The sequence below is a fragment of the Candidatus Methylacidiphilum fumarolicum genome (assembly GCF_949774925.1).
GTDB classification, from domain to species: Bacteria; Verrucomicrobiota; Verrucomicrobiia; order Methylacidiphilales; family Methylacidiphilaceae; genus Methylacidiphilum; species Methylacidiphilum fumarolicum.
The window spans coordinates 2,309,606-2,335,460 of sequence record NZ_OX458932.1; the positions used below are offsets into that span (position 1 = coordinate 2,309,606).

The 25,855-nt window shown below is 42.0% G+C and carries 19 protein-coding genes and 1 tRNA gene; 3 read left to right on the forward strand and 17 right to left on the reverse strand.

Going from position 1 to position 25,855, the window contains the following annotated elements; genetic code table 11:
* Positions 1-342: 342 nt before the first annotated feature.
* Positions 343-2,862, reverse strand: a complete 2,520-nt coding sequence (locus tag QOL44_RS10450; RefSeq protein ID WP_009061627.1) for a TonB-dependent receptor — start codon at positions 2,860-2,862, stop codon at positions 343-345.
* A gap of 333 nt (positions 2,863-3,195) precedes the next feature.
* Here QOL44_RS10450 and QOL44_RS10455 point away from each other — a divergent pair, with 333 nt between their 5' ends.
* A complete protein-coding gene (locus tag QOL44_RS10455; protein WP_009061628.1) occupies positions 3,196-4,224 on the forward strand; it encodes an aldo/keto reductase in 1,029 nt (342 codons plus the stop codon).
* 149 nt (positions 4,225-4,373) lie between these two features.
* Here the strand turns inward: QOL44_RS10455 and QOL44_RS10460 are convergent, their stop codons facing one another.
* The 6 genes from QOL44_RS10460 to QOL44_RS10485 all read right to left on the reverse strand — a co-directional run bounded on the left by QOL44_RS10460 (position 4,374) and on the right by QOL44_RS10485 (position 7,617).
* Positions 4,374-4,721 (reverse strand): lipid-A-disaccharide synthase N-terminal domain-containing protein, encoded by a 348-nt coding sequence (locus tag QOL44_RS10460; protein ID WP_009061629.1) that lies wholly within the window; start codon positions 4,719-4,721, stop codon positions 4,374-4,376.
* Positions 4,722-4,782: 61 nt separating this feature from the next.
* On the reverse strand, positions 4,783-5,364 hold the full coding sequence (locus tag QOL44_RS10465; RefSeq protein WP_009061630.1) for a DJ-1 family glyoxalase III: 582 nt from the start codon (positions 5,362-5,364) through the stop codon (positions 4,783-4,785).
* Positions 5,361-5,966: a DUF1802 family protein gene (locus QOL44_RS10470; RefSeq protein ID WP_009061631.1), complete on the reverse strand. Its 606-nt coding sequence runs from the start codon at positions 5,964-5,966 to the stop codon at positions 5,361-5,363. Before QOL44_RS10470 ends, QOL44_RS10465 begins: the two co-directional genes overlap by 4 nt.
* Positions 5,959-6,564 carry a CDP-diacylglycerol--glycerol-3-phosphate 3-phosphatidyltransferase gene (pgsA, locus tag QOL44_RS10475; RefSeq protein WP_244235734.1) on the reverse strand — a complete coding sequence of 202 codons (606 nt, stop codon included), beginning with the start codon at positions 6,562-6,564 and terminating at the stop codon, positions 5,959-5,961. The genes QOL44_RS10470 and pgsA overlap by 8 nt, the downstream gene beginning before the upstream one ends.
* Before the next feature lie 77 nt (positions 6,565-6,641).
* Complete coding sequence (locus tag QOL44_RS10480; protein WP_009061636.1) at positions 6,642-6,980, reverse strand: DUF5666 domain-containing protein; 339 nt, start codon at positions 6,978-6,980, stop codon at positions 6,642-6,644.
* Positions 6,981-7,002: 22 nt separating this feature from the next.
* Positions 7,003-7,617: a c-type cytochrome gene (locus QOL44_RS10485; protein ID WP_009061638.1), complete on the reverse strand. Its 615-nt coding sequence runs from the start codon at positions 7,615-7,617 to the stop codon at positions 7,003-7,005.
* 136 nt (positions 7,618-7,753) lie between these two features.
* Here QOL44_RS10485 and QOL44_RS10490 point away from each other — a divergent pair, with 136 nt between their 5' ends.
* Complete coding sequence (locus QOL44_RS10490) at positions 7,754-8,320, forward strand: BsuPI-related putative proteinase inhibitor (RefSeq protein ID WP_045086466.1); 567 nt, start codon at positions 7,754-7,756, stop codon at positions 8,318-8,320.
* Between the two features lie 104 nt (positions 8,321-8,424).
* Here the strand turns inward: QOL44_RS10490 and QOL44_RS10495 are convergent, their stop codons facing one another.
* From QOL44_RS10495 to QOL44_RS10505, 3 genes are all read right to left on the reverse strand, one after another.
* Positions 8,425-9,402: an NAD-dependent epimerase/dehydratase family protein gene (locus QOL44_RS10495; protein WP_009061641.1), complete on the reverse strand. Its 978-nt coding sequence runs from the start codon at positions 9,400-9,402 to the stop codon at positions 8,425-8,427.
* Complete coding sequence (locus QOL44_RS10500; protein ID WP_009061643.1) at positions 9,399-10,790, reverse strand: glycosyltransferase family 4 protein; 1,392 nt, start codon at positions 10,788-10,790, stop codon at positions 9,399-9,401. Before QOL44_RS10500 ends, QOL44_RS10495 begins: the two co-directional genes overlap by 4 nt.
* Positions 10,760-10,831: transfer RNA gene (locus QOL44_RS10505), tRNA-Ile, on the reverse strand. Before QOL44_RS10505 ends, QOL44_RS10500 begins: the two co-directional genes overlap by 31 nt.
* Before the next feature lie 157 nt (positions 10,832-10,988).
* On the opposite strand from QOL44_RS10505, the gene QOL44_RS10510 reads away from it, so the two are divergent.
* On the forward strand, positions 10,989-13,412 hold the full coding sequence (locus tag QOL44_RS10510) for a TonB-dependent receptor (RefSeq protein ID WP_009061644.1): 2,424 nt from the start codon (positions 10,989-10,991) through the stop codon (positions 13,410-13,412).
* On the opposite strand, the gene QOL44_RS10515 is transcribed toward QOL44_RS10510, so the two are convergent.
* From QOL44_RS10515 to QOL44_RS10545, 7 genes are all read right to left on the reverse strand, one after another.
* Positions 13,409-14,434, reverse strand: a complete 1,026-nt coding sequence (locus QOL44_RS10515) for a small ribosomal subunit Rsm22 family protein (RefSeq protein WP_009061646.1) — start codon at positions 14,432-14,434, stop codon at positions 13,409-13,411. The genes QOL44_RS10510 and QOL44_RS10515 overlap by 4 nt on opposite strands.
* Positions 14,435-15,586: 1,152 nt before the next feature.
* Positions 15,587-18,205, reverse strand: a complete 2,619-nt coding sequence (locus tag QOL44_RS10520) for a TonB-dependent receptor (RefSeq protein WP_009061651.1) — start codon at positions 18,203-18,205, stop codon at positions 15,587-15,589.
* Between the two features lie 582 nt (positions 18,206-18,787).
* Complete coding sequence (locus tag QOL44_RS10525; RefSeq protein WP_228343288.1) at positions 18,788-19,858, reverse strand: sialidase family protein; 1,071 nt, start codon at positions 19,856-19,858, stop codon at positions 18,788-18,790.
* A gap of 125 nt (positions 19,859-19,983) precedes the next feature.
* Positions 19,984-22,206 carry a TonB-dependent receptor family protein gene (locus QOL44_RS10530; RefSeq protein ID WP_009061654.1) on the reverse strand — a complete coding sequence of 741 codons (2,223 nt, stop codon included), beginning with the start codon at positions 22,204-22,206 and terminating at the stop codon, positions 19,984-19,986.
* A gap of 122 nt (positions 22,207-22,328) precedes the next feature.
* A complete protein-coding gene (murD, locus tag QOL44_RS10535; protein WP_009061656.1) occupies positions 22,329-23,645 on the reverse strand; it encodes a UDP-N-acetylmuramoyl-L-alanine--D-glutamate ligase in 1,317 nt (438 codons plus the stop codon).
* On the reverse strand, positions 23,638-25,071 hold the full coding sequence (locus tag QOL44_RS10540; RefSeq protein WP_009061657.1) for a hypothetical protein: 1,434 nt from the start codon (positions 25,069-25,071) through the stop codon (positions 23,638-23,640). The genes murD and QOL44_RS10540 overlap by 8 nt, the downstream gene beginning before the upstream one ends.
* A gap of 21 nt (positions 25,072-25,092) precedes the next feature.
* Positions 25,093-25,836: a nucleotidyltransferase family protein gene (locus QOL44_RS10545; protein ID WP_009061659.1), complete on the reverse strand. Its 744-nt coding sequence runs from the start codon at positions 25,834-25,836 to the stop codon at positions 25,093-25,095.
* Positions 25,837-25,855 lie beyond the last annotated feature (19 nt).

Consider the following 25,855-nt stretch of genomic DNA (forward strand, 5'->3'; position numbering starts at 1 on the left):
TGGCTTTTGGTTTTCGGACAGGGGGAAATCGCGAGGGTTGTAGTTCCGACGGGTAAGAAGGATGGTACTTATCTGGATCGTGTCGTCATTCGGGTCAGTGGCAGTTTCAACATTCAGACCGCAACGGGTCTGATACAAGGCATCCATCACCGATTCTCTACCTTGATACAACGGATGGAGGAGTATGGATATTCGTGGACCAAGATAGCATTGGAGAAAGGAGAGGGAGAGGCAGGAACAGGGGCGGCTCACGCCGCCGCGCTATCCCCCCACGGCCTGAACACCTGGGTTTCTTGCGCTATTGGATGAATTAATTATTAATAAATTTATAGATTTTAGGTATTAAAATTTCCAAGCAAAAGTCCCTTGAACCCAAAAAGGCAAGCCTGGGACGATTCCCCCATAGTCATTAGTTCGATCAGGCATAGAGCCAATGGCATAGGGAAGCCAATAATGTTCGTTGGTTAGGTTATAGATCCAAAGGGAAGCTTCCCATTTAGGGTGAGAATAAAAAATTCTTGCGTTAAGTAGAAACTGCCAAGGAATCGCTGTTGAGTAGTTATATCCAAGAAATTGTGGGCTCATTACAAGCCCTCCAAGGGTTAGTCCAAGCCCCAAATCCGTCTGATAGGTCACCATCGCGTTAATCACCTGCTCCGGCCAACCAATAAATGGATAATTACCAGGAGGAAAACTTTCGTTATTATTGATGGGGAGGTTAGCTCGAAAGGCAAGGGCGGTAGAATAAGTTTGTGACATGGGAGGACCAAACGGCAAACCTGACCAATCTTCTATTCCCTGAGCAAAAAAATAGCCTGCACGCATCCAAATGTGATTGGTAGGCTGATAGGTAAAATTAAGCTCCAAGCCTGTGACATTGGAGAGAGTGGGTGGGGCATTGACAAAGTTAAAAAGGGGGATTTGCTGAGAAAATCCTGCCATTGATGCATAGAGCTTATCATGCAGGATACTCCATTTAAAGCCACCTTCAAAAAGTTGCTCTTGAAGATTAAATGAACTGGAAGGCAAGCCAGTTGGATAAACATTAAACCCTCCAACCGCTCCCACATTGGCAACATACAGAAAGTTATAGCTAAAATAGACGGTCCACCATGGAAATACCTTGTAGCTGACACTCGCATTGATCATTGGAAGTTCCTGAATGGTTTGGGCTTTGATAAAAAGTTCAGGCGGAGTCCCTGGTGGAGTCTGACTCGAAATGAAATAAGTAGTAGCTCGAGCGCCAAAGAGGACTGATAACCTATCAGTAATCTCTAAATAATGCTGATAGAAAGGCGCCACTGTCCAGTAGTTGCTATCGGTAGTGCCTGCACTCCCATTCAATGGTTCAAAGTAGACACCAGACATTCCAGGAATCGGCCATTCCCCACCCCCAGGAGCAATCGGATTACCTATCAGGGACTGAAAAAAGGCGGTTTGAGTAAGGTTCCAGCTTAAAGGGTTAGTACGGAGAATGTCCCAGGCATTCGCGCTCCCAAAATAAAGTTGGGATTCATAGTCGAGATTATGTTCAAATCCCCATTCGACTCCAGCATCAATCTGGTGTTTGAGAAGTAGTTGACCGAAAAATCCACCTTCATGGGAATGATTTTTATTTTGCAGACTCATTGGAGTTGAGAATTGAGCAATCAGCTCAGTACGGTTATCAATCTCATAGTCTCCCATAGCCACTTCGGTATAATAAGCAGAGGGAACCACGACGGCATTGCGCCCATAGTAGGCAAAGGTATTGTTACGAAGCTGAATATTTTCTCCGAGTTTGAGCCTCTGGACGAGCTGTACAAACCCTGTGTATGCTCTTCCTTCCGTTTCTGGATTATTGGCAACCAATCGCCGACTGATGGGCTCCAAAGGTCCAGCATAGGTAGCAAAACCTGGATTATTAACTGTTCCAATCTGAATCTGGGATAAAGGCAAAGCACCCGTATTGTAAAACCCATTCTGGATAAGAGCTGAAGTCGGTCTATTCATCCAGGCCATCATTGGAGTAAAATCATAGGTTCCAAAATCGGAAAAAAAGTCTACTGCGTAGGTTTCAGAAGGCCTAGCTCCTAGAGCTAGATAAATATTTTGTTGGTCATTATGCACATTCGGCTGATAGTAGCTCCCATTTTCAATACCCATGTAGCTCAACCTGTAGGCGCTCTTATGAGCTTTATCGATTGGACCACCCATATCGACTCCCCACATGTAATTTTCATACATACCTGTAGTGTCCCAGATTTGTCCACGAAACTGATCAAAGTAAGGCTGCTTTGTTATATAGTTGACTGTCCCGCCAGCAGGTTGTTGCTGACCAAACACCGCATTAGCTGGGCCTTCGGTAATGTCTTCTGACTCCACCATATTCCAATTAAAAGGTGTCAGTGGCATACCCGATTGAAGAGCCGTGAATTGAATACCATTGATGTATGGTTGTGCCGCCATGCCACGGACTGAAGGGGCAGCCATCAGTGCTCCACTATTTTCGCTAATCGCTCCAGGAATCAAAAAAGCGGTACTCAGTGGATCGATATAGCCTTGGGCAGCCATACCAGAAGAGCGAATAAGAGTCTGGTTGATTGGAGTGATTTGTCTTGGAGTATCTACCACTTTAAGATCGAGCCCATAGACCGAAGAACTGTCAGTAGGTAAAACATCAGAAAAAGGAGCAGCTGACTCAACTAGAATTTCTGGTAGGAGGGGAGGATTCTCATAGTTAGGAGAGTTTAACGTTTGGCTCAGAAGTGTTGAAGAAAGGGAAAGAAAAAGAATCGTTCTTAGAAAAAGATTTCCAATAAGATTTTGACTTGTATGCCGCAAAGAACTAATACTAGCAAGCATTCTTGCGACCTTCCTCATGATTTGTCTTTGTTTTTGAATATTGGGATGAATGTAATCTGAAGGTACAAAGATGACTAACTTTAGTTTGTCTGGGTTTTGATTCTATTTTGCTCTATGGGAAGAACCTTCTTAGGGATTTCCATTCCGATCCGTTTGGAAAGGAATAGATCAATCTAAAAAGAGGGGCCAAGTAGAAAATATTATTAATATTTCTCATGACCTACTACGCGAAGCTAAATTCCATGCTTAATTCTGTTTTTAAGAGCATTGTCTATGACTTCGAAATGCTTCTAGAAAATCATTAGATCGATTTTTCTTCATTCTTTACCATGGCCTTGATATATTTTTTATATGAAATACAGACATCTTCCAGGAACAGAAATCGAGGCATCTGTAATCGGTTTTGGATTATGGACTTTGACTACCGGATGGTGGGGAACCTACACCGAAGCAGAAGCTATCAGGCTTCTTAAAGAAGCATACGATTTAGGAATCAACTTTTTTGATACCGCCGATGTGTATGGTCATGGATATGGAGAAGAAATTCTAGCCAAAGCCTTCCCTAATTCCAAGGATGTAGTTATTGCTACGAAGATAGGCTACAATTTCTATAACGAGGTCGATCGTTCGGCTCAACAGGAACTGCCTCAAGATTTTTCCGTTCCTTTCTTAAAAGAAGCTCTTCACCGATCACTCAAACGACTAAAGCGCGATTACATTGACAATCTTCAACTACATAATATCCGTTTAGCTCATGTCAAAGATGATGCTATCTGGCAGTTCCTGGAAGATCAGCTTAAGGAAGGCACAATACGCTCTTATGGTGTGGCTCTTGGACCAGCCATTGGTTGGCTCTATGAAGGACTGGAATCCATTCGCTTACGAAAGCCACACATCGTCCAACACATTTACAATATCCTTGAATCTTACCCAGGGAAAGAGCTTATGAGCAAAGCTGCATGGGATCAAACTCGTTATCTTATCCGCGTTCCTCATGCCAGTGGCATGCTCGAAGGCCACTATACCCCTCAAACAAAATTTTCTCAGACCGATCATAGACGTTTTCGACCAAAACACTGGCTTCAAAACGGTTTAAAAAAAATAGCAACCCTACAGTTTCTGGTCCTGCCGAATCGTTCTTTAGGGCAAGCTGCCCTGCAATGGATCCTTAATGAAAAAAAGGTGCTGAGCTGTTTGCCTAATATTTACAATAGCACCCAGCTCAAAGAATTTGCTCAGGCTCCTGACTGTCCTCCATTAACCAAAGAAGAACTTGATAAGATTGATTCGTTAATTGCCTCGAACTTTGGAGTGGAAGAAGAAGCTGAAGCTTACAAGGGAACGATGACATTAGAACAGCTTCATGCTGCCAGCCAATAAAATCGTAGAGAATGCGAGGATCCGATGATATTTTCTAGATTAAGTAGCAGGAAAACCTTCTACGAACATCTGAAGTGGTATCAAGCCAGAGACTATTAACCCTTGCGAGATGTCAAGTATTTTTGTGGGGAAGGATCTAGAATTGTAATTCAGCGCTTCAGGCAAGTTGAAAACTCATTCTTTGCGTTTGCCCTTTCTTTATGAGCAAAATAAAGGTTTCTTGAGTAAGGGATCCAACTAAAAAGATAAGCAAAAATAAACACCGAGTCCCATCTATAAAATGCATAAATTAAGAGCAATAAAGAGCCTAAAAGGCTGCAATACCAAAAGGCAAGAGGAACAACTACAGCTTTTTTCTTTTCAGTAGCGATCCATTGAATCACAAAACGAGAAAAAAAAAGGATATTCCCTATCCAACCGATTACTTTCATTGGACTCCAATGAATCCCCAGAAAATCAGACATACTAGCTAGTATACAATAATGATCAGTAAACATAACTTTTCTCCCAATGCCACTGATTGTCTTCTATTCAATAGCGATTCTTTTTCTTTCCTTTTTATTCTTTTCGTATCGAACCAAGCATTGGTAGGTTCGAAAGAAAAGAACGATTAACCTCCTTAACCGCTTCTTCTCCAACTAACTGACGAATGATTTCAAAGGAAAACTCTATGGCACTGCCAGCCGCTCGCCCGGTGATCAAATTACCATCAACCACAACAGAGCTATTCTCTTCGAGTCTGGAAAGAGGTATTTCTGCTTTAATTGACGGATGGCAGGTAAATTTGTTTGAAAGAAAAAGACCGAAGTTGATAAGACAACCTGGAGCCGCACAAATTGCTGCAACCCATCCCCCTTTTAAAATCTGCCTTTCGAGGAGCTCCTTTATTCGTATATCTTTTTTCAAATTTTCAGCTCCTTCAGCTCCTCCAGGCAAAATAATGCAATCAAAATGTTCTTCTAAAACATCTCCCAGATCATAATCAGGTATTATTCTGATTTTTCTAGAACCCGTAATGACTCCAGGCAATATGCCCGCTACGACCACTTCAATTTTAGCTCTTCTCAACAAATCAATGGGCACAACTGCCTCTATTTCTTCAAAGCCTGGAGCAAGAATCACCAAAGCTCTTTTAATCATACCCCATTAATTCTAAATAAAATGCTTTTTTGCATTTCACAAAATTTTTCCTCATCTATTACCGCTTCCTTTTCTAAATTTTCAGAAGGGATAGTCATTTTAATCCAGGATCGACAACCACCCATCGCTTTCTCATCCCATGCAATCGTAAAAGGGCTACGAGTTCTATACACTCTTACGATGAGCAAAGAAAGCCCACGCTTTTTGCCATAATCAAATCGTTTTTTCAGAATTTCTTCTTCCCAAACATGAAAGGCAGAGAGGCAACGTACTTTTTCCCAATCGGTGAGAAACAAAGAGTGATAGACTGTTGCAATATATTTAAGAACGACTCGATCCTTTGCCCCTTCTTCTCCAGCAAGCAGAGTCCTGTATTGTGGCTTAATCTGTAGCAGATCTTCATGATAGGAGGTAGGCAGCAGCCAAAAGGTAGGAGCTTTCAATTGAAACTCTTTTTCTTGGATACCTCCTTTTCTAAAGAGCAGGCATTGTTTGCCTTGACCCAACGCTTCAACGACTATCCGCCAATCTTTAAAGGCATAGCTTGGGGAAGATTCTGCTGCAATAGTAAAAAGTGGTTTTTTTAAGAAGGACTCATTCACACTTATTTCTAGGCTCCTTGTGGATTAATTCCCAATGACGGTAAAAGTAATTCGTTCCAGAAATAATCGTAATAGCCACTGTCAACAACATCATTGGATAGAGCGTATTTTCTAAAATATAATCGAAAATTCCAGTTTTTATTTTGGTCTCTTTTAAGCTAAGTGAAACAAAACAAGCAATGATAAAAACCATCTGGGATATTGTCTTTTGTTTTCCCCCCATATCCGCCCCCATCACTTTTCCATGAATTGCCACTAAGGTGCGCAGCCCTGTGATTAAAAATTCTCTTGCAATCATCGTGATTACAGCCCATAAAGGGGCGTAATTAAACTGCAGCAGAGATAGAAGAGCGGCACTGATCAATATCTTATCAGCCAAAGGATCCAACAATTTGCCTAGTTCACTAACCAAGTTGTAGTTTCTAGCAATCCATCCATCCAAAAGATCCGTAAGGCTTGCCAGAAGAAATATGATCAAGGCTGTGGTGGCCTGAAAGGGCCAATCGATGCTGAGATCAGCCACGAAAAGCCCACACATTCCTATGCGGGCTAAAGAGAGTTGATTTGGTAAATTAAGCCTAAGGGTTTGCTGCGACACATTTGTTTTCGATTTTTCCTTTGTAGAGAATCGCTGAGACTTTATTCCAAACGGACCGCTTATTTGAGAATAGAAAATCACGGTTGAGTGGAAGGAGAGTGTTTTTTTGCCGGTGTACCAAATTTTACTTCCTTGGCTTCGAGTTTATCCCCGCTTTTCTTCGCATGCACTACAACCCGCATTCCTTTTTTTAAATTTTCCAAAGAAGATGGATTTCCTTTAAAAACATATTGAGTCGAAGAGTTTATTTCTACCGTCTTCGTTTCCCCTTTTTTGGTTTCGATGACAAGTGAGTTGTCAGAAATACTTGTAACGGTGCCCATAATATGTTCCAAATTTCCATGGGCATAGACAGTAGGCATCGCAAAAATCATGATGAAAAATGAAAAAATGGTAATCCATTGAAATTGTTTCATCTTTTCTTCTCCGTTTTCTATGTTATTGTTCTTGCTGCTCTTTAGAAGCATTCCCCAAAGAATTATCTTCTTCAAGAAATTTTTCTTCTTCTTTTTCTTCCTGAATTTCATGAGGACTAATAGGATTCATTTTCTTCATCTTCTCTTCTTCTTCTTTTGTTAAATATGGTAAATGTCGTATAAAATGAACAAGCTTCCAACTATCTTCATCCGGTTCTTTTGCCTCTCCCCAAGCAGGCATTCCAGTCCATCGAATTCCATTATGAATGATGTAGTAAATTTCACCATCGGACTTTTTCTGTGCCTCTTTCGACCTCAGATCGGTAGGCTTAGGATAAAGATTTTGTCCTACTGGAGTCTCTCCACTCCCGTTATTTCCATGACATAAGGCACAATGATCCGCGAAGTGATCTCTAGCTTCATCTAAGACGGCTTGAGAATAAGGGATGGGATTTTTCATCTCTTTGACAGATTGAGGAATAGAAAGGCTAAGAGCGGTTGTAGCAATGATCTTTTCTAGGGCTGGGGGGGTACTTCTTGCTGTGAATCCTTTGCGGATTAAAGAATAAGCAAAAAAGAGAGATGCCAAAAAGAGGAGATTTAACAATAAGCATAAGAGAGAAAAAAATCTTTTCACTATTTCCAAGAGATATTTATTAATTATTGGCTAATGCAACTTCTCTTTACTCCTCAAAACAAATTCCAGTAAAGAGATTTTTTCTTAATTTTCATAAATCATACACAATAGCAAAACAATGAAGAAAAAGCATACCATGAAGCCTCAGTGGATCTTGATCTTCTTCCTATTCAGCTCGGTCTCCTATGGTATTGATATCAGCCCTAGCAAAAACACCCACCCAGACATTCTTCAGACTCCAAGAAAACATTGGTCTATAATCCCCTTTGCTGATCCCAAAAGAATCGACAAGGCCAATCAGATAAATTTCCATAAAATTCAGTCCACACTCAAAGTTGAGCCTAACCGGCTCTCTCTTTCTTCACTCAAAGACAGTCTTACGACACCTTCCCTTCGAGTCGTTCTTACCATTTTCAATAGCGGGCGAAGAACCTACACCTTTAAGTTTCCAGATTCTCAGAGATTCGATTTTAGAATCAGAAATGCCAGCAACGAGATCATTTATGTATGGTCCGAAGATAAAGAATTCCTTCCTATGGTCGGAACAACTATTTTAAATCCAAATGACACCCTTACTTACAGCGAAGTTGTCGCCATAGAAGAACTAGACCAACCACTTCAACCAGGAACTTATTGGATAGATTCGATTTTAGCTAACTATCCTGAAATTAGCACCTCAACCACTCTAGTCGTTGAACCTTAGATCTAGTCTTCTTCATTGCCTCTTTTGCCCACTGAGGCAGCCTTTTGAGAGCATAGCGAAGAAAGATCAGCGGCTAGATGGAGCCAACTTTTTGACAACCATGGTTATTGACACCCCTGCATATTTCTTTCCCTAGCGACACGTTCAGCAATCCAAGGATAGGTCAGCTTGAGTCCTTCTAGAAGGGGAAATTTAGGTCTCCAACCAGTTATCTTGTAAAGTTTGCTATTATCACTGTTCCTACCCCTTACCCCTTGGGGTTTTGATAAATTGTGTCTAATTCGGATATTTTTATTCGCCACTTTTGCTGTCATCTCCACGAGTTGATCAATCGTTACAAGCTCTTCCGAACCTAAATTTAAGGGCTTAGGATAATCAGACTGAGTGATCAAATATATTCCTTCGACACAATCTTGAATATAGAGAAAAGACCGGGTTTGTTTGCCATCACCCCAGACTTCTATTTCTGAAGAATCCTCAGCCAGTGCTATTTTTCTACATATTGCAGCTGGAGCCTTTTCCCTTCCCCCTTTATAGGTTCCAAGTGGTCCATAAACATTATGAAAGCGAGCAATTCTTGTTTCAATCCCTTTATCTTCTTGATAATACTGACAGAGTTTCTCAGCAAAAAGTTTTTCCCAACCATAGCCTTCTTCGGGATCTGCAGGCATGGCATCCTCTTCTTTCAAGGGAATCACATCGACCGATTGCTGTCTGTATGAAGGGTAAATGCAGGCAGAAGAGGAATAGAAATACCGTTTTACTCCATTTTGGTAGGAAGCCTCCAACATATGGGTATTGATAAGGATATTATTTTTAGCAATTTCCGCATGGTTGCCAGAAATATAACCTATCCCTCCCATATCGGCTGCCAGCTGATAGACCTCATCAACCCCTTTAGTTGCTTCTAGACAATTCCCCCAATATCTCAAATCCAGAAGATAAAACTCATCGCTTCTACTTTTTTCGTATTCCGGCTCTTTGATATCAACTCCCCTGACCCAATAGCCTTTCTCTTTTAAAAAATTCACAAGATGATGCCCAATAAAACCACCAGCCCCTGCAACCAGCGCTTTTTTCATTGTAAAACTCCTTGGTGTTCTTGTTGTTTTCTCAAAACCTCCCACACAACCTTTTCCATAGCTTCGAGCACCTTTCCTTTTTCCCAGGTGTTAAAAGCATATTCTCTGCCATTTTCCCCTAGTCGATTCCGAGTGTCCTTATCCATAGCAAGAGTTCTGAGAGCCTTCGCCATCTCCTTAGGATCTTCAGCAGGTACAACCACTCCTGCTTGAGCCTCTTCAATTACCTTTGCCACTTCACTATTCTTATTGACCGAACAGACAACTGGTTTGGAGGCAGCTAGATACGTCATAACCTTCGAAGGGAAAACAATATCTCCTACTTCCTTTTTTTGCGTAACCAGGCAGAGATCTACAGCAGAAAGTAACGAGAAATACTCCTCTTTAGGAAGCAAAGAAATGAACTGTAGATTTGGAAGATCCATTTTTTTTGCCTTCTCTTCCAGTCGATATCTATCAGCTCCATCTCCGACCAAAAGAAAAACGATCTCTTTTTTTTCTTTTAAATCCGCTGCGGCTTCAATAACAATATCCAATCCCTGCTTAACCCCCATATTCCCTGTATGGGCTACAAGAATCTTATTTTCTAATCCATATTTTTTCTTAAAATCCAGCGCCTGTTTTTTGTTAGGCAATAAAAATAGATCTGGATCAGCCCAATCAGGGAGAAGAACGACCTTCTCAGCTGGTATACCCTTAGAAAGGATCTTCGCCCGCATGGTTCTAGTTAAAGTCGAAATTTTCGCTGCTTTATCATAGGAAAATTTTTCCAATTTATAGAGAATATCGAAAAAAATACTGGATTTGATCATTCTAAGATCCCTCGCAGCATCTGGCTGTAGATCTGGCACATGAAAGATATAAGGGATTTTCCACAATCGACTTAGAAGAAAAGCAGTGCCTCCCAAGCCAAGTGGCGGAGAAACAACAAAAAGCAGATCTGGTTTTCTTAGGAAAAGGGCTCTTAGGAAGGAGGAAAAAATAAAAGAGCCTTCATGGACAATTCTCCTTAAAGTTGTTACTTTTCTTGGGACGTAAATAAAAGAACGGAAAATAGCAACCCCATTACGGCCTTCCGATTGAAAAAACTTTCTCCGATATTCGGCAGATATTTTCCATAAAGGATAATAAGGGAAAGCGGTAAGAATGGAAACTTTGTAGCCTCTGGCTGCAAAATATTCACAACGTCCGGTATTGAAAAGGCTTATGCCCGTTTTTTCAGGCCAGTAGTTAATTCCAAGGAAAAGAATCTGGTAGGAAGGCATATTTGTTATAGGAGAAATCCTACAGGAAGGAAGCGAATCGAAGTTTAACGGTACGGGAGGATAAAGGTCAATAAGAAAATTTAAGTTGTCTTTGGGTCTGACAGGATTCGAACCTGTAACCAAGGGATTATGAGTCCCCTGCTCTGCCGTTGAGCTACAGACCCTTCCAATGCAATTGATTCTACTTTAATATCTAAGGTTTTCAAAATAATTTTGAGCCCACTGACATATTCCTTCAATTACAATTTCTGCAGCTCCCAAGATCTTTGTACAGTTTTTGTAGTTGACATAAAATCTGATAATGATAATCCATTATCAAATATGTTTTCTGGCCATGGCCCTCTTCTCTATTATTTTGGATTTCTTACTTTGTTCTTTCTAACTCCCCATACAACTCGCGTGGCCGCATCCCCTCAGTCAGAAACTTATGATCAACCCTTGACTTCCCTTCCTGAAGTGACAGTGAGCGCGAGCCAACTTTCTCAAGTTTTCCTTCCAGAATCCAATTCTTGTTATGCCACTCCTCTGCCAGTACTTGATACCCCAAGGGCAGTCAGTCCTATCTCACAAACCCTCATGAAGACTGCGGGGATTGGGTCTTGGGGAAAACTCGATCCTCTCAGTTTTACCTACATTAACCCTGCAGCCATGGTCGATCCCTCTCAAACGGGCTGCACTTCAGCTCCAGATATTCGCGGAACTACTGGGCTGACATTCATCAACGGCATGGAAGAAACCGTGAATATGCCTCTGCAAGATGTTCCATGGAACCTGAATATGGTGGAATCGATCGATCTGGTCGAAGGGCCTCCAGGAGCCGTTTTTGGTTCTACTCAGCCTTCCAATGGCTACGTCAATTATATTACAAAGCAGCCTTATTTCGACAGGTTCAGAGGCAATGTATGGGATACCACCGGAATGTATCGTCAATACATGTGGGGGGCAGATATTGGTGGTCCGATTACCGGAACTAATAACAAGCTTGGATATCGTTTTAGCTATATGGGAATTGAGAGTGGCAGTTATTATGATCTGATAAAGGATCAACAGCAAAATTTTTATTTGGCTTTGGGCTACCGACCCACTGAAAATTACCAGTCTGATTTATACCTCGATTTTGGAACCTATAGCTACATGCTAGAAGATGTCCTCTTAAACCGACCGACAGCCTCCTTGATTGAGAACGATCTGTACTATCCAGGCTTTCTTCCCCCCTCCGAAGTCAATACAGGGACAGTCAATAATCCTCCAGCTTCAAGTTACCTAGGAACGCCCCTACCAATTAGCAGAAGAGCAAATGTCAAATATCCAGGTGATCTAGGGAGAGCACAGACAGCCATGGCGCAATGGATCCAGAAATTTCAGGCTACTGATAATCTTCAGATTGTTAACAACACCTTCTTTTGGTACCAGTCGCATGTATCAAGCGAAGATGAATTTTTCTTCAACGAGGCTTGGATTGGCAACTTCGAGATTGACAACCGCACTGAACTGCGCTGGAATTTCGAAACGGCTGGCTTCAAAGATCCTATAAGTCATTTTGTGGATACAGGGCTAGAAAGCCGTTATCAATACGTTCTAGCCTATGACTCTTTTAGTTTTGTGGTCCCTAACGGCTGGAGTGTTTTTGAAAACCCCTACCAAAGAAATGCTATATTTTCAGGAAATTTTCAGGCTTTAATCGCAAACCCTGCTGGTCCTGGAGGTGGTGAGTGGCTTGTCCCAACCGGCCCATACCCCCTTTATTTTGAGCCATTGAATGGAGCAACTGGCAGCAATCTCACCCGGTATGAGAGAATTTCTCCCTTCTGGCAAGACAACATCCATTTAACAAAAACCCTTTCGCTCATCCTTGGAGCCAGGATGAATCTCTATGTGGTTTCTTCTGAAACACCTCCTGGCACCCCCTCTTTTTTGTTCGAAAGTCTGGATACAACCCAACTAGCTCCACAAATCAATATAAGCCCTTATTGGAAACCATACCCATGGTTGAACTTGTATTTTAATTTCAATTGGCAACAAACCACAGTGGTTGCAGGCGGAGGGGGCTATTCTCCATTATTCGGTCCTTCGGCTTTTCATCTTTTAAACGAGTTAGAAGAATTAGGCGCAAAATTTAATCTTATAGAAAATCAACTTTTCCTTACTGCAGATCTGTTTATGGAAAACACTTACCTCTTTAATTTTGGACTGCCCCCCACACCAGTTAACATCAAAGGATTTGAGACAAGCTTGCAATATCAGCCCTCAAGCCATTTTTGGCTCAAACTCAACTATCTTTTCATGAACGGAGTTGAAAACTGGAGTGGACTTCCCACTGGCCCTCCCCTAGCTCAAACCTATTCAACAACTCTCGCTAATCTTCTTGGACTTCCTTTGGATAATTCTGGGAGTTTTCCTCCCGGCAAGTATGCACTAATTGCATGGCCTGAGCAGGTGGTTTCAGGGATGGCGACTTATCAATTTAGAAACGGACTAGGGATTAGCTTTGGAGCCCTATTGATGAGCGACATGTATCTAGGATATGAGCATCAAGTAAGAATCCCAACTGAATTTGTTCCTAATGCCCAACTGTTTTATTCCAATAAAAACTGGGAAATAAGAACCGCTTTCTACAATTTTACAAATGAGCATTACTGGCTTCCAAATGGTTTTGGCTTTACACAAGTCAGAACCCTTAATCTTGATACTATTTTCCCTGGCTGGCCATTCTGGGTTGAGGGTACCTTATCCTATAAATTCTAATTGCTCACCCTATGATCTCTCCCCAAAAGGATACTTCTCGAAGGATTTTCTGCAATATCCTTTGCAAGGGTAGAGGCTTCTACTCCCTTTTTCATTCTTTTGGATAACCAGGGATTATAACGGTGCAGATATCTCTTTGTCTTCAGTTCTCCTGAATCATAACAACAATCTAGAATACTATAACCTTTATAGGCACGCACTGTGCCAATAATTCTAAAAAGATTGTTATGTTCCTTTTGAGAATTGTTGGTGGTGGTGTTGGTATTGGATTCCAATACCAGATAAGAATAAGCAAGAGAATGCAAGTCTATGCCTAAAAGGTTTTGAGTATAGCTCCAAAATGAACTCTGAAAGATTTCTCGGGGAACAGAAGCAAAAAAATGACACCAATTTTTTTCTTGTTCAAGTAACTGGCATCTTTGTTGATGCAGACATGGAGCAATCACCCAAAACTTCTTTCTTAAGATTTCACGGAAATGAATAAGCTTTTGGGAATAATCTTTTTTTGCAGGTTCTACCCATAGAATGGCTAAAGCATTTTTAGCTAAGGAGAGGATTTCTTCGAAAGCCTCCTCTGTTAGTTCTCCAAGTACATGACTGAGCAAAAGAATAAATTGTTCAGGAAGCTGTGATTTCTTCAATTCTTTTCTGTGAATATTTGGAAATTCTTTGGAAAAAACGGATTGTGCATATTTAATAGCTAAAGGAGAATAATCCCAAAAATAAGAAGATAACACCTTAAAATTATTCGCTATTGCCCAACTACAAAAACTTCTTGCAGCTATTCCAGTCCCACACCCCCAGTCAACCAAATGGCTTTGTGGTGGGATCCAACCAAGTAAAGAAAGCTCATTTAAAACACTCTGCCATTTCCACCGAATTCTTTCTCCAAAAACTTTATCATAAAGGATCAATTCTTCTTCGCTCTTCCAATAAGGCTGTAATTGTTTGCCTCCTGAGAGAAAAATGGCCCTAAGCTTCTCAAGAATTTCTTCCTCGCGTTTTGTCAATTCTCTCTCCATTCTTTAACAATCCATTTCTTGTTATGCTACAAAACCTTTAGTATCTCTGTACTTCTTGGAATAGCAGAAAAATTTATGGCTTCCAATGGATTGGATAAAAACTTACCTTCTCTATAGGAAAAAGCTTTCCTTAATTTCGTGCAAAGATAAGCGCTATGTATAATTCATTTTCTCACTTTACCAGATTAATGTTTCTTTTGAAGACATCTCAAGTTCTTCCATCTTTCCATAAAACATGGTTTTCTTAACCACTTAAAAGCTCGAAGGAGCTTTCACCATTAGATTATTAATCCTGCAACAACTACCTTTTTTCTTTTTTAGAGATATACTCGCTTTCTAAGGCTTAAGTATAATAACATAAACATGAGCTACCTACTTCTTTTTATAGAAATGAAAGTTTGTGAATCACCCTAAATAATAGTTCAATTGCAATTTATCTTCAGCAAGTGATAAATAAAGGTCACTTATTAATGATTGCTAGAGTAAATTTGCTCTTTAAGGAGCGCCAACACATTGCAACAATCATCATCGAGAATGGGAGTTGCCCCTTCTAAGCACAACTTCCATCTCCTCGTGCGTTTGAGAGTGTTCAACACTGGACCGATGCTCTTCAGGAGTAAACCTTCTTTTGGCGTCGGTGAGATGTCCCATCAAGAGAAGACTAATCTTAGCTACAACTCTCTGGCTCTTTCCAAAGCAAAGTTATGTCTATCAAAAGAACCGCATCGAGGGCAGATTTGTGTTTCTGTATTGCAGCTAAGAGAATCACGCATACTATCGTTCTCGAATGCAGCCTTATACAAAGAATGGATATCCGGATATTTTTCCTTAGACACCGCAGAACGGGGCAAGGACGATTCTTTTGGAGAAATTTTCCGATTGAAAACCCATTAGAGATGAACCGTTCCTAGATGGATAGTTTTCCTTGTACTTGCGAGGAGTAGGAGCGGCTGCGGATCACCTGCTACCATCCCCCACATCATGCTGGTCAACTGTACAAAGAACCGTACTTGGCTGTCGCAGACTCTTCTGGACAAAAACAAAGGTGAAAAGAATAAATTCGGGTCATTCGTAAGCAGGTTTGAATACGTTCTTTGGAACAATTGTGTATCCCTCGCTCTTTGAAAATAAAAATTCCTATTCGTAATCATACTAAAATTTATAAGCAACCGTTGCTTGTATCCAGAAGGCTTGTCCTGGTACTACCCAGTCCGAGTTTGATCCACTATCTGGAGAAACTCCAGCCGCTGCAGCATAAGGAATCCAATAGTGACTGTTGAAAAAATTCCAGAAATAGAGATTAAGTTCCCAATTTTTGCTCGAATAAAAAAGCTGAATATTTGCGTAGTCTTGTGCAGGAATCCAGGCTGTGTAATTCCAAAAAATAGGGGTAGCATCCATCCATGTTCCGCTAATTGTTATCCCAAATCCATTATCAAATTTATAACTGACCATTGCATTGGCAACAACTTCCGGAAAAGCAGCCCAAGGCCATATTCCAGGAGCATAACCAAATCCAAACATCCCAGCGTCATCTAAAGGAAGATTATGTCTGAAAGCATAACCTGTTGAATAGGATTGTGTTTCAGGAGGGCCAAAAGGAAGATTATTAAAATTAGAAGTGCCCCGCATATAAGCAAAGCCAGCTCTTGCCCAGAAATGCCTCGTTGGCTGGTAATTCAAGTTAAATCGAAAAGCCGTCATATGAGTATCTACAGGAGGCAATGCAACATAGCCTTCCTCTAAACGAATTCGAATACCTGCTGCAGTCAGATAGAGCTTATTATGAAAAAGATTAAATTTTAATCCTCCTTCCATATACTGGTCTAGAAGACGCATATTATTCTCTGTAAAGACGGGAGCAAATCCACCCATGTCTGCTGCAGCTGTAGAATAAAGCCAGTTAAAATTAAAATAGGCGGTCATCCAGGGGAATGGTCTATAGACTGGGCTGATATTAAATAGTGGGGCTAAAGAGGTTGTCCTGAATTGGGCAAACTGATCTGCAGGAGTTCCAGGGGGAGTCACCGCATCGACAATATAGGTTGTTGCCCGAGCGCCAGCTAACAGACTCACCTTTGGATGAAATTGAATATTCCATTGCATGAAAGGAGCAAATGCCCAGTATTGACTATCAGTTGTGCCAGTGATTCCATTTCCAGGCTCATAATAATAACCAGGCATGCCAGGTACAGGCACTTCGACTTGTTGAGCCACTAAAGCCTGCCACGCAGGAGTGAGTCTTGCATCCCAAAGCAAAGGATTTTCATTCATTATATCAAACTCATTGGGAATGTTAAGAAAACTAGTTGAAACGTAATCGACATTCCTCTGGTAATGCCATTCAAAGCCTGTATCTACATAATGAGAAAAAGAAAGACCCTCTTCTGGCTCTTTTTCTTCTTTTTTGCCCCAATGAGTCTTTCTTCCAGACCCACCGCCTACCGGGGTATCGAACTGTAACCTGATCTCTGTTCGATTATCAACTTCATAATCTCCCATTACTACTTCATCATAAAAATAAGAAGGCTGAATAGCTCTATGGCGAGTGTACCAGACTAATGTGTTGTTTACGATATCGAATCCTTCTGCAATATGAGCTCTTTGAATCAACTGTGTCATCCCTTGATAACCAGTTTGTGATGCATTAGGTGGAATAAGCATCGCTCTACGGTTGACCGGCTCAAGACCAACCCCAGGAAATTGGTTATAAGGAATAGGCATCCCATTAGGAAAAGTAGGGGGAAAACTATTGATCTGAGAAGGTGGAAGAAATCCTGTATAATACAATCCATTCTGAAAAAGCTCATTGGAAGGCCGATTCATTCCAGAATAACCAAGAGGAGAAGCATCCGCAAATTCCATGTTAAAATACCAATCTGCTGTATAATTCTCTATAGGTTTGGCACTTAGGGCCGCATAAAAATCCTGTTCGTTATTATGTACATATTGCCACCAACTTCCACTTTCGGTTCCCATATAGCTAAACCGATAAGCTAATTTATCATTGATAGGACCGCCGACGTCCAATCCCCAAATGTAATTTTCATACATGCCAGTGGTGTCATAGACATACCCCCTGAACTTATCGAAATAGGGCTGTTTTGTCACATAGTTGATAGTACCATTTGAGCCTTGTGTTTGTCCGAAGACCGCATTGGCCGGTCCTTCCAGGAGATCAAAGGATTCAATCATATTCCAATTCCAGGGTAGACCCGCATTGCCCATCATAATGTTTGTGAGCGAAAGTTCGATCCCATTTACATACGGAACAGCCTGAGTTCCAAGTATATACGGAGCATCTGTCATGAAATCCATCACAGATCCAAATGTGGTCGGATTAACGGTCAATAGCGCCATAGGATTCATCATCCCACCCAGAGCATTGACTCCACTGGCATACATCAATGTTTTATTTACAGGAGTTACCGTTCTTGGTGTATCCATAACATTCATAGGAATGCCATAGACTGAATCGATATCAGAAGATGTTGGTTGCATATTCAATTCAGGCTTAGCATACACATTGACCTCAGAAATCGTTGTCGTTGGGGGCGGATCTGCCTGAGTGCTCGATTTTCTTATACTTGATGTTTTTACGATAGGAATATCATTAGGAGCATTTCCATCTGGAGAATGTAATCCCTGGTTTGTTTCGCTGGCTTCTGAATTGTTGTTTGAATTGAGCTGAGCTAAAGAAAAACTTGAAAACAAAAAAGTAAAAGTTACACAAAGCCAAAGAGAAGTAAGAGCAACAAAAAGTCTTTTCATTATGAATCCTTTCTAAAAGAAAATTTTCACGACTTAAAACCAAACCTTCCTTATCCATAGGCAATAAAAGAGAGAGGTATTTCATGAAAGTACCCCTTCCCATTAATTCGGGGTAAAAAAACAAAGATTTATTCCACAGAAAATTACTTATATTTTTACTATATTCTCAGTCTTGGAAAATAAAGGAGGACAATCTTTATATCGAAGAAATGAAGATTAAATATTTTTCTTGTTTTATACTATAAGCTATTCCATCCAAGTCTGGCGGCTTCTGAATGGAGTGTCCCTTGGCAAGGTAGGGAAGAAGAAAAAATTCTAGTAGGGATGCATCGTTACTTCACTACTAATTCCTCTCCTAAATTGGTATTAGCTGGGAATCGACTTCTGCGATTCAGAAACTGTTTAGCACTTGACATTTAGTCCTTATTCTAAAATGCCTATTTGATGTTTCGCAACCAAGGCTTCATAGCCTATGGATTAAGGCTTAGGTCATAAAAGATAAGTTTTTGGATTATTTGTGACAATGAGATCCTTTAAAGAAATTCCTTCCCTTTGTAAGGTAAAAATTCTTACGAATTTCGCCTACTGTATATTTATTCGAACTATATTCCAACACAGCTGACTGGAATCATTCTTTTCCGTCCAGAGGATTAAAAAACCATCTCTTGTAGCGACGACCCGGGGATGGGTAGCCCAGATGTTCTTATCTGACATCCTATGTGGCGTAGTCCAAGACCTGCCGTCATCTAAAGAATAGGCAGCAAGGATTTGAGCGGATTTGTCTAATGATTCCTCCCAAGCTGCGCAAAGTGCATGTCCACAGGAAGCCAGATCGATAAAACGGCCTCGGCTACTAAGCAATCGAGAAACAGACCAACTCCGCCCTAGGTTTTTACTTTGAAAGACATATAGCCCTCTACTCCCCAGTTTTCCAGTCTGAACCGCAGCAAAAAGATTTATTTCCTTACCTGAACCCAATAATGTCATCCCCGATCCCCAATGGGGGCAACCCTGGAATTCCCAATGAAAGTCACCAACCGAACCTAATTGCTCCCAGCTCTCCCCTCGATCCGAAGATCGAGCGAGGGCTGTATCCCGAGGGGTGTCCATTCGATAAAGAACAAAAAGCCAAGGACCGGACGAAAGGAGGGTATTAGGACAACAAGTACAGGTTTTTGGATCAATCGTTCGATTCGCTGACCAGTTTTTTCCTCCATCATCTGAATAGGCGGCACGAAGGCCTACTGCCCCATTTCGTTCATCTAGCCACACAATGTGACATCTCCCTCCTGAATCATAAGCAAGGTCCATAAAACCATGAGCACTATTCACATCCATATCATCCGCTGGATTTCCTCCTGGAAACCAATGACGACCTCCATCAAGAGATAATGCGACTCCCATTTTGCCGCGTCCGGCATAGCCAGTGCCTCGTCCAGTCCATACTGCAATGAGTTGGTTGCCACTGGCAGCAATCTGGGGATCATTGCCACGGTGCCCAGAAACCGGGGGAAACTCCATGGGAATAGGTTTGGGTTTGGAAAAGCTTCTCCCTTCATCTTTAGTAACTAGATATAAAAGCTTAGGGGGCTCAGTAGCGTTCTCCTCCTCTAGGAGGATATGAATAGTGTCCCGGTCTCGATAAACATCCATACCAGTTATCTCAACCTCCCTCATGGGGGTTGTGTCTTGATGGATGGATTGCGAGAAAATAGAATTCCTTGGCTTGCTAGTGAGAAGATAGCAAAAGAGAAGGATCAAAAAGCAAAGAGGCGTTTTCACCAGGCCCATTGAAACCCCCCGTAGAAAGCTTGAAGTAGCCCTGGATAAAAAACTGCTTGTGCAGCGGTTCCTCCTGCAAGCATGGCATTGGTTACCGGCGTTGCCGTGGCTGCATAAATTTCGTTTGTGATGTTCCGAGCATCGAAATAAACAGACCAACCATGTGGAGAGATATACCCTAAACGAAACCCTAAAATGGCCCAAGAAGGCACAAACAGCGTGTTGGCATAATCCACAGGATACGGCGTCATAGAGGCCTCTACATTAGGACCAATGTAAAAGCCAGAAGGATGTTGGTATAATAGTTGTGCCTGCAGATAATCTATGGGGAAAAGTGGCAATCGGTTATGATCATAGACTGGATCATGGGCGAAGCGAAAGTTACTCCACATAAAGTTGACATTGAGCAAGAGCTGATCCAAATCAGAAGTACCAGAAAGAAAGAATGGGAGCAAACGCTTGGCAAGGATAAAGGTAAAGCCGGTCTCGACCCCCTGGAGAACGGTCGGGCTCGCATTAAAAGGAAAGGCGACGAATGGGGCGGTGATTGCAGCAGGATTGGTCACTTGCGCAATGACAGCGGCTGGGTAGTAGAGGAGGATCTGGTCGTCCATCCAATAGCGGTAATAAGAGATATCCCACTGGAGCCGTTTCCATACACCTCGGGTGCCTATGTCGATACTGGTCCCTGTTTCCGCCTGAAGGGGGAACATTGCTTGACCTCGAGGAATGATGGTGACCGCTGGAATCAGTTCAGTGAAGTTTGGTGGCTCGAAGACCCGGCTGAAATTGGTATAGAACTGCACCCCTTTAGTCGCTTGATAAAGGAGACCAAGCTTGGGGTTGATCCCGTAGTAGTCCCGGCTCGAGGAGTTGTCTTGAAAAACTTGGGGGCCGTGGGGCCCGAGGGGCACCTGGTTATAGGTCTCGGCACTGCGCAGGGAGTAATCGAGCTGCATCCCTGCGATGAGTGCAAGTTGTTTAGTAAGCTGGAGGCTCTCCTGCATATAGAGCGGAACGTTCGCCGCAATGTAATATGAGCTTCCAGAAAAGGGACCCTGTGCTGGAGAGGGAAATTTCATGGCGAAAGCCGTTTGCTCTCCAAACATCCCTTGCGGGAGAAGCCCAATGATATGGGTTTCGGGAATGCCAAAGAGGGTGGAGCTACCCTGGAGCTGGATCGGTAAAGCAAAATCGTTGTAGTTGATGTGTAAAAATGTAAATATAGGATGGTAGAACTGCGAGTTGTCCCAGACCACCCCAAGAGTCAGGGAGGTGTCTGGATCGAGCCGGAGTGCCACCCGGTCAGCAACACGCAAAAGATCGATATAGCGACGCAAGTCCATGAGGGTATAGGCGGGATTGCAGAAGGTCGGATTGGTGAACATCTGCTCTTCGGTAAGCGTGCTTGTCAGCTTCTCACGCTGGTTGACATAGGTAAAATAAACGCGATTTTCTGCATCGGGGCTAATCCGATATCCTAAATTCACATTGAGCCGAAGATCGTTCATTGCGGAGTGAGCTCTGAAACCCTCCGCAGCCACATCAGAAAGAGAGGCGTAGACATCCGCCTTCCCCATCACCTCACCACTAGCTAGCTGCCCTTCCCAAAATCCGTAGCTTCCCATCTCGAAGAAGGCTAGCGCCTTGGGTGCGGTGTAACCGGTATACGAGGTGAAATTGATGGCCCCTCCCCGGTCAACCGCTCCAAACTGGAGGGCATCGGCTCCACGCCAAACTTGGACATACTGCATCGCCAGTGGATCGATGTTGGAAAAGCCTAACATTTCTCCGTCCGCCATAGTCCAGGGCAGTCCGTCCTGCAGAACCAGAATACTGGGTAGTGTCCAGGTCGGTGACTGGAGCCCTGTTCCGCGAATCGATAGCCGGTAATCGTTGGGCTCTCCCCAGGATTCCTGGATATAGATTCCCGGCTGGTTGAGAAGGGCGTCACGCAAGCCTTGTAGCCTACCTCTGCGATAACTTGAGGCAGGAATAAAGTTGACCGCACCAGGAACTTGTTCTAGCTCTTGCTTGGCTTTTCCCTCTGAAGGTACAACAAGAGATTTTTCAGTGATCGCCTGAACTGTGATTTCTGGTATTTCATTCGTATCCAGAGAGACCTGGTTGACCTGAGGCTTCTGCGCCAAAGAAATCCTAAAGAACAAAAAAGTCAATGCTATAGGATAAGAAATAGGAATGGAATAAATCCGCTTCATTATGTAGACTCCCCTCCTATAGGAATGAGAGGGGAAAAAATGAAGATTTATTCCGTAGAATATCTTTGCAATATTTGAGTTTTGGAAAATAAGGGCAGGCTATGTCCTAATGGAAAGGCCGATTAAATATTTTTTAGCTGGGACACAAGCCATTTAAAGTGTTCGCCGCGTTTTTCAAAATTAAGATAGCGGTGGTAACTTGGGGCTGCTGGGGAAAAAAGGCAGCTTGAGCCTTTCGTGGTAAATTTACTAGCAATGATAACGGCTTCTTCGAGATCTTTAGCAAAGAAAATATTTTTTTTGTGGTTTTTACGTTCGAAGAAGGTGCCGATTCGCCAACCGGTCTCAGGAAGGAGAATGATATTCCTTAAGTTTCTTGTTTGACAAAGCTTCGAAGCAAAACCTTCTAAAGGAAGGCCTCGATCCTGTCCGCCTAAAATGAGTGACTCAACATTTGGAATGGCTTCGATCCCAGCAAGGGTGGCTTCGGGAACCGTAGCAATGGAGTCGTTATAATAAGAGACTCCCTCAATGGTTGCCACATATTCGAGCCTATGCGGCAGTCCATAAAAGCTAGCAAAGGATTCGGCTATCTTTTTAGCAGAAATCCCAAATAGAGAAGCTGTTAAGGCAGCAAAAAGAGCATTTCTCTTATTGTGTTCTCCAGGAAGGTGAAGCCTAGAACAATCGAATGTTTCTTGCCATTTATCATCAACGGCAATCAATTTTCCGGGCATGGGATCAATAGAAGCTAAAAATTCCGATAAAGAGGGATTATCAGCATTATAGAGAAAAAAATTTTCGGAAGACTGGAATCTTGCGATGTTGCTTTTGGCCAGGCTATAGGCTTCAAAAGAGCCATGATAGTTGAGATGCTCTTGATAGAGATTGAGCCAAATGGCAATAGAAGGAGAATGTCGACAATATTCCAATTGGTAAGAAGAAAGCTCAAGCACAGCAATCGCCTTTTCTGAGGCAAATGGGATCAGATGAAAAGGAGGAACTCCGATATTCCCTCCAATATAGGCTTCCAGCCCGTTTGTTTTTAGCAGATGATGGATCAACGAAGTCGTCGTACTTTTGCCCTTTGAACCAGTTATCCCAATAGTTATTCCAGGCCAAAATTGGAGAAATAGATCGGTCTGTAACACTATTTTTTCTTTTATAGAAGGTTCTATGGCTAGATGGCTTGTGCGAATCCCAGGGCTCTTAACAATCACATTGAAACTTTCCATGCAGCTAAAAAGATCCTCTTCCTCAATTTGTCCTATCCAAGGACTCTGAATAGCTTTTAGAGCTGCGGGATTGCTATCGCTAACAAAAAAAAAAGTTTCAGGAAGATGGGCTAAAAGAAATTCGAGAGTGGCCCTTCCCTCTAATCCAAGCCCCCAAATGAGGATCTTTTTCCCTAAAAAATAATCACGAATAGCCTCAGTCATTAAAAAGAACTTTTATCTTACATTTTTCATTTAGGATCGACAAAAATTTTTGTGGTAGACGATGTTCTCGATCCGTTTGATCATACAAAGCTTGCAGGGTTTCCATTGTCAACAAAAATTCGGGATACGACTCGATAAGTTTTCTGATTAAAAGCGGCGGATGCTCCTTGGATTTTCTAGCTTGATACCAAAGAAGGCTTGCCGCCGCTTTAGTTTCTTCCTCAGATCCAACGCATTCAAAAGGCCTATGGGTTCCTTCACCACAAAGGGACAACAAGAGGCCAAACAATGATTCGTTCTCCAGAAGATCTGATCCAAAAATTACCTCAAGCTCCTTTTGGGGAACAAACGGCCTAAGGATCAAAAAGACAAAGAGGCATTTAGGACAGTGTCCACACCATCCTCCAGAACTCCGATTACGATTGCAACTTTGAAAGATGCGTACCGATTTTGGGATAGCACTAACATGCCTGGCAATTTGAATTTCATTGAGTGGCCGCAAAAAACTAAAGTAGCAAAAAGAAGGACATAAAAAATCAGTCAGATAGTTTTGGAAATCCTTTTCAAATTCGTAAGACTTTGAATATTGATGATTAATGCCTTTGGAAGGGATCGTAGGCTCGCTGGCGCTAGATTCATGACTAGTGATGAAATACTTTCTTTTGTGTATGGCCATCAGTAAGACTCCTATAAAGGCTAAGAGCGCCGAAAAAGGAGTGTGACCATTGAGAAAGCCTTTTTTGTTAAGCTCTAAGAGTTGATCGTCGATTTTCCGTTCCACCACAACGATCTGATTTTGAGGATAGCCGAAATACTCCAAGGTGTCCCATTGAGACTGAACAGGATTCAATAAAAAACAGAGATTCTTTTCTTTTTGCTCTTTCAACCATTCCAAGGTTAAAAAGGAATCTTTTCCTCCTCCGATAGGGAGAACATTGCCTTCTAGAAAAGGAAATTCCACAGCTGGGAATTGCCTCTGCGACCTACATTCAATCTGCATCAGCTCATCAGCAGCTTTTTCAATGCCATTTTGAAAAAAAAATTCTCCTAACCCCTTCCAATACAGCTTAGACCACCAGTTCAATTGCTCTAGAGAAAGGAAGGCTGTCTCAATGAGAATATGTGGAGAACAGGTAGCCTTCCAATAGCTGATGAGCTCGATCATCCCGATATGAAAAAGAAAAGCATCCAGATATTGGCCGAGGTTATTCTTCGGCTCAAGTGGCAGTCCATAAATTTTTAAGTATGGTCGAAAAAAAATGGCCTCCGTCTTGTCTTTCCCAGTCCAAAACTCATATTCCACATAAAGAGTTTTTTGTCTTATTTCGGAAGAAAAACGGCTAAAGACAAACCGAGGAAACAATTTTCTTAACTGGAGGAAATTCCTCTCTGCTGATTTTGTCGGAACATATTCCATGCCTAGCATTTAGTCCTAATGCAACTCCATTTATTGAAAGGCAAGGTTTGCCGCTTCTAAAGTCTCCTTGCTACCAATATCAAACCACAGGCCTGTCAATTCCCAAACATAGACATCCATTTGAGGATAAAGCCACTGGATAAATCGACCTGGTTGATCAGTATTTTTTTGCTCCCTCAGATACGTTTTAACCAAAGATAATATCGATTTTGGGAAAAAATAAAGAGCCATTGCTACCCAACTTGTCGGTGGATTTTGGGGTTTTTCTTCAAAATAACTTAGTTTGCCATTGGCATCGAAACTCACCACCCCATATTTAGAAGCAAGTTGTTTGTCTTTTAAGTTGTAAACACCTAGCAAGGGGCTATTTTTCCTCTTGGCTTCAGAAACAAAAGAGGTAAGGGAGGCACAAAAAAGATTATCGCTTGCAAGAACAATAAGATCATCCTGGAGTTGCATTCTTTCGATAGTAAACTGGATATCTCCGATAGCACCTAGTCGATTCTCTTCTGTGGTTGAACCATCATCCAACACTACGATCGGAAATTTTACCAACGCTTCCTCTGTATATCGATGCTTCCACTCGACAAAATGCCCATAAAACTTGTGGTTAGTAACCACATAGATTTCATCCAATGAAGAAAGTTCAAAAAGCTTATCCATTAGATAATCGAGGATTGGTTTTCCAGCTACGGACAAAAGGGCTTTAGGCTGGTTCAGAGTCAGAGGGTATAATCTTGTGGCATATCCAGCAGATAGAAGTAAAGCACGCATGTTTTTTTCTCCGTTGATA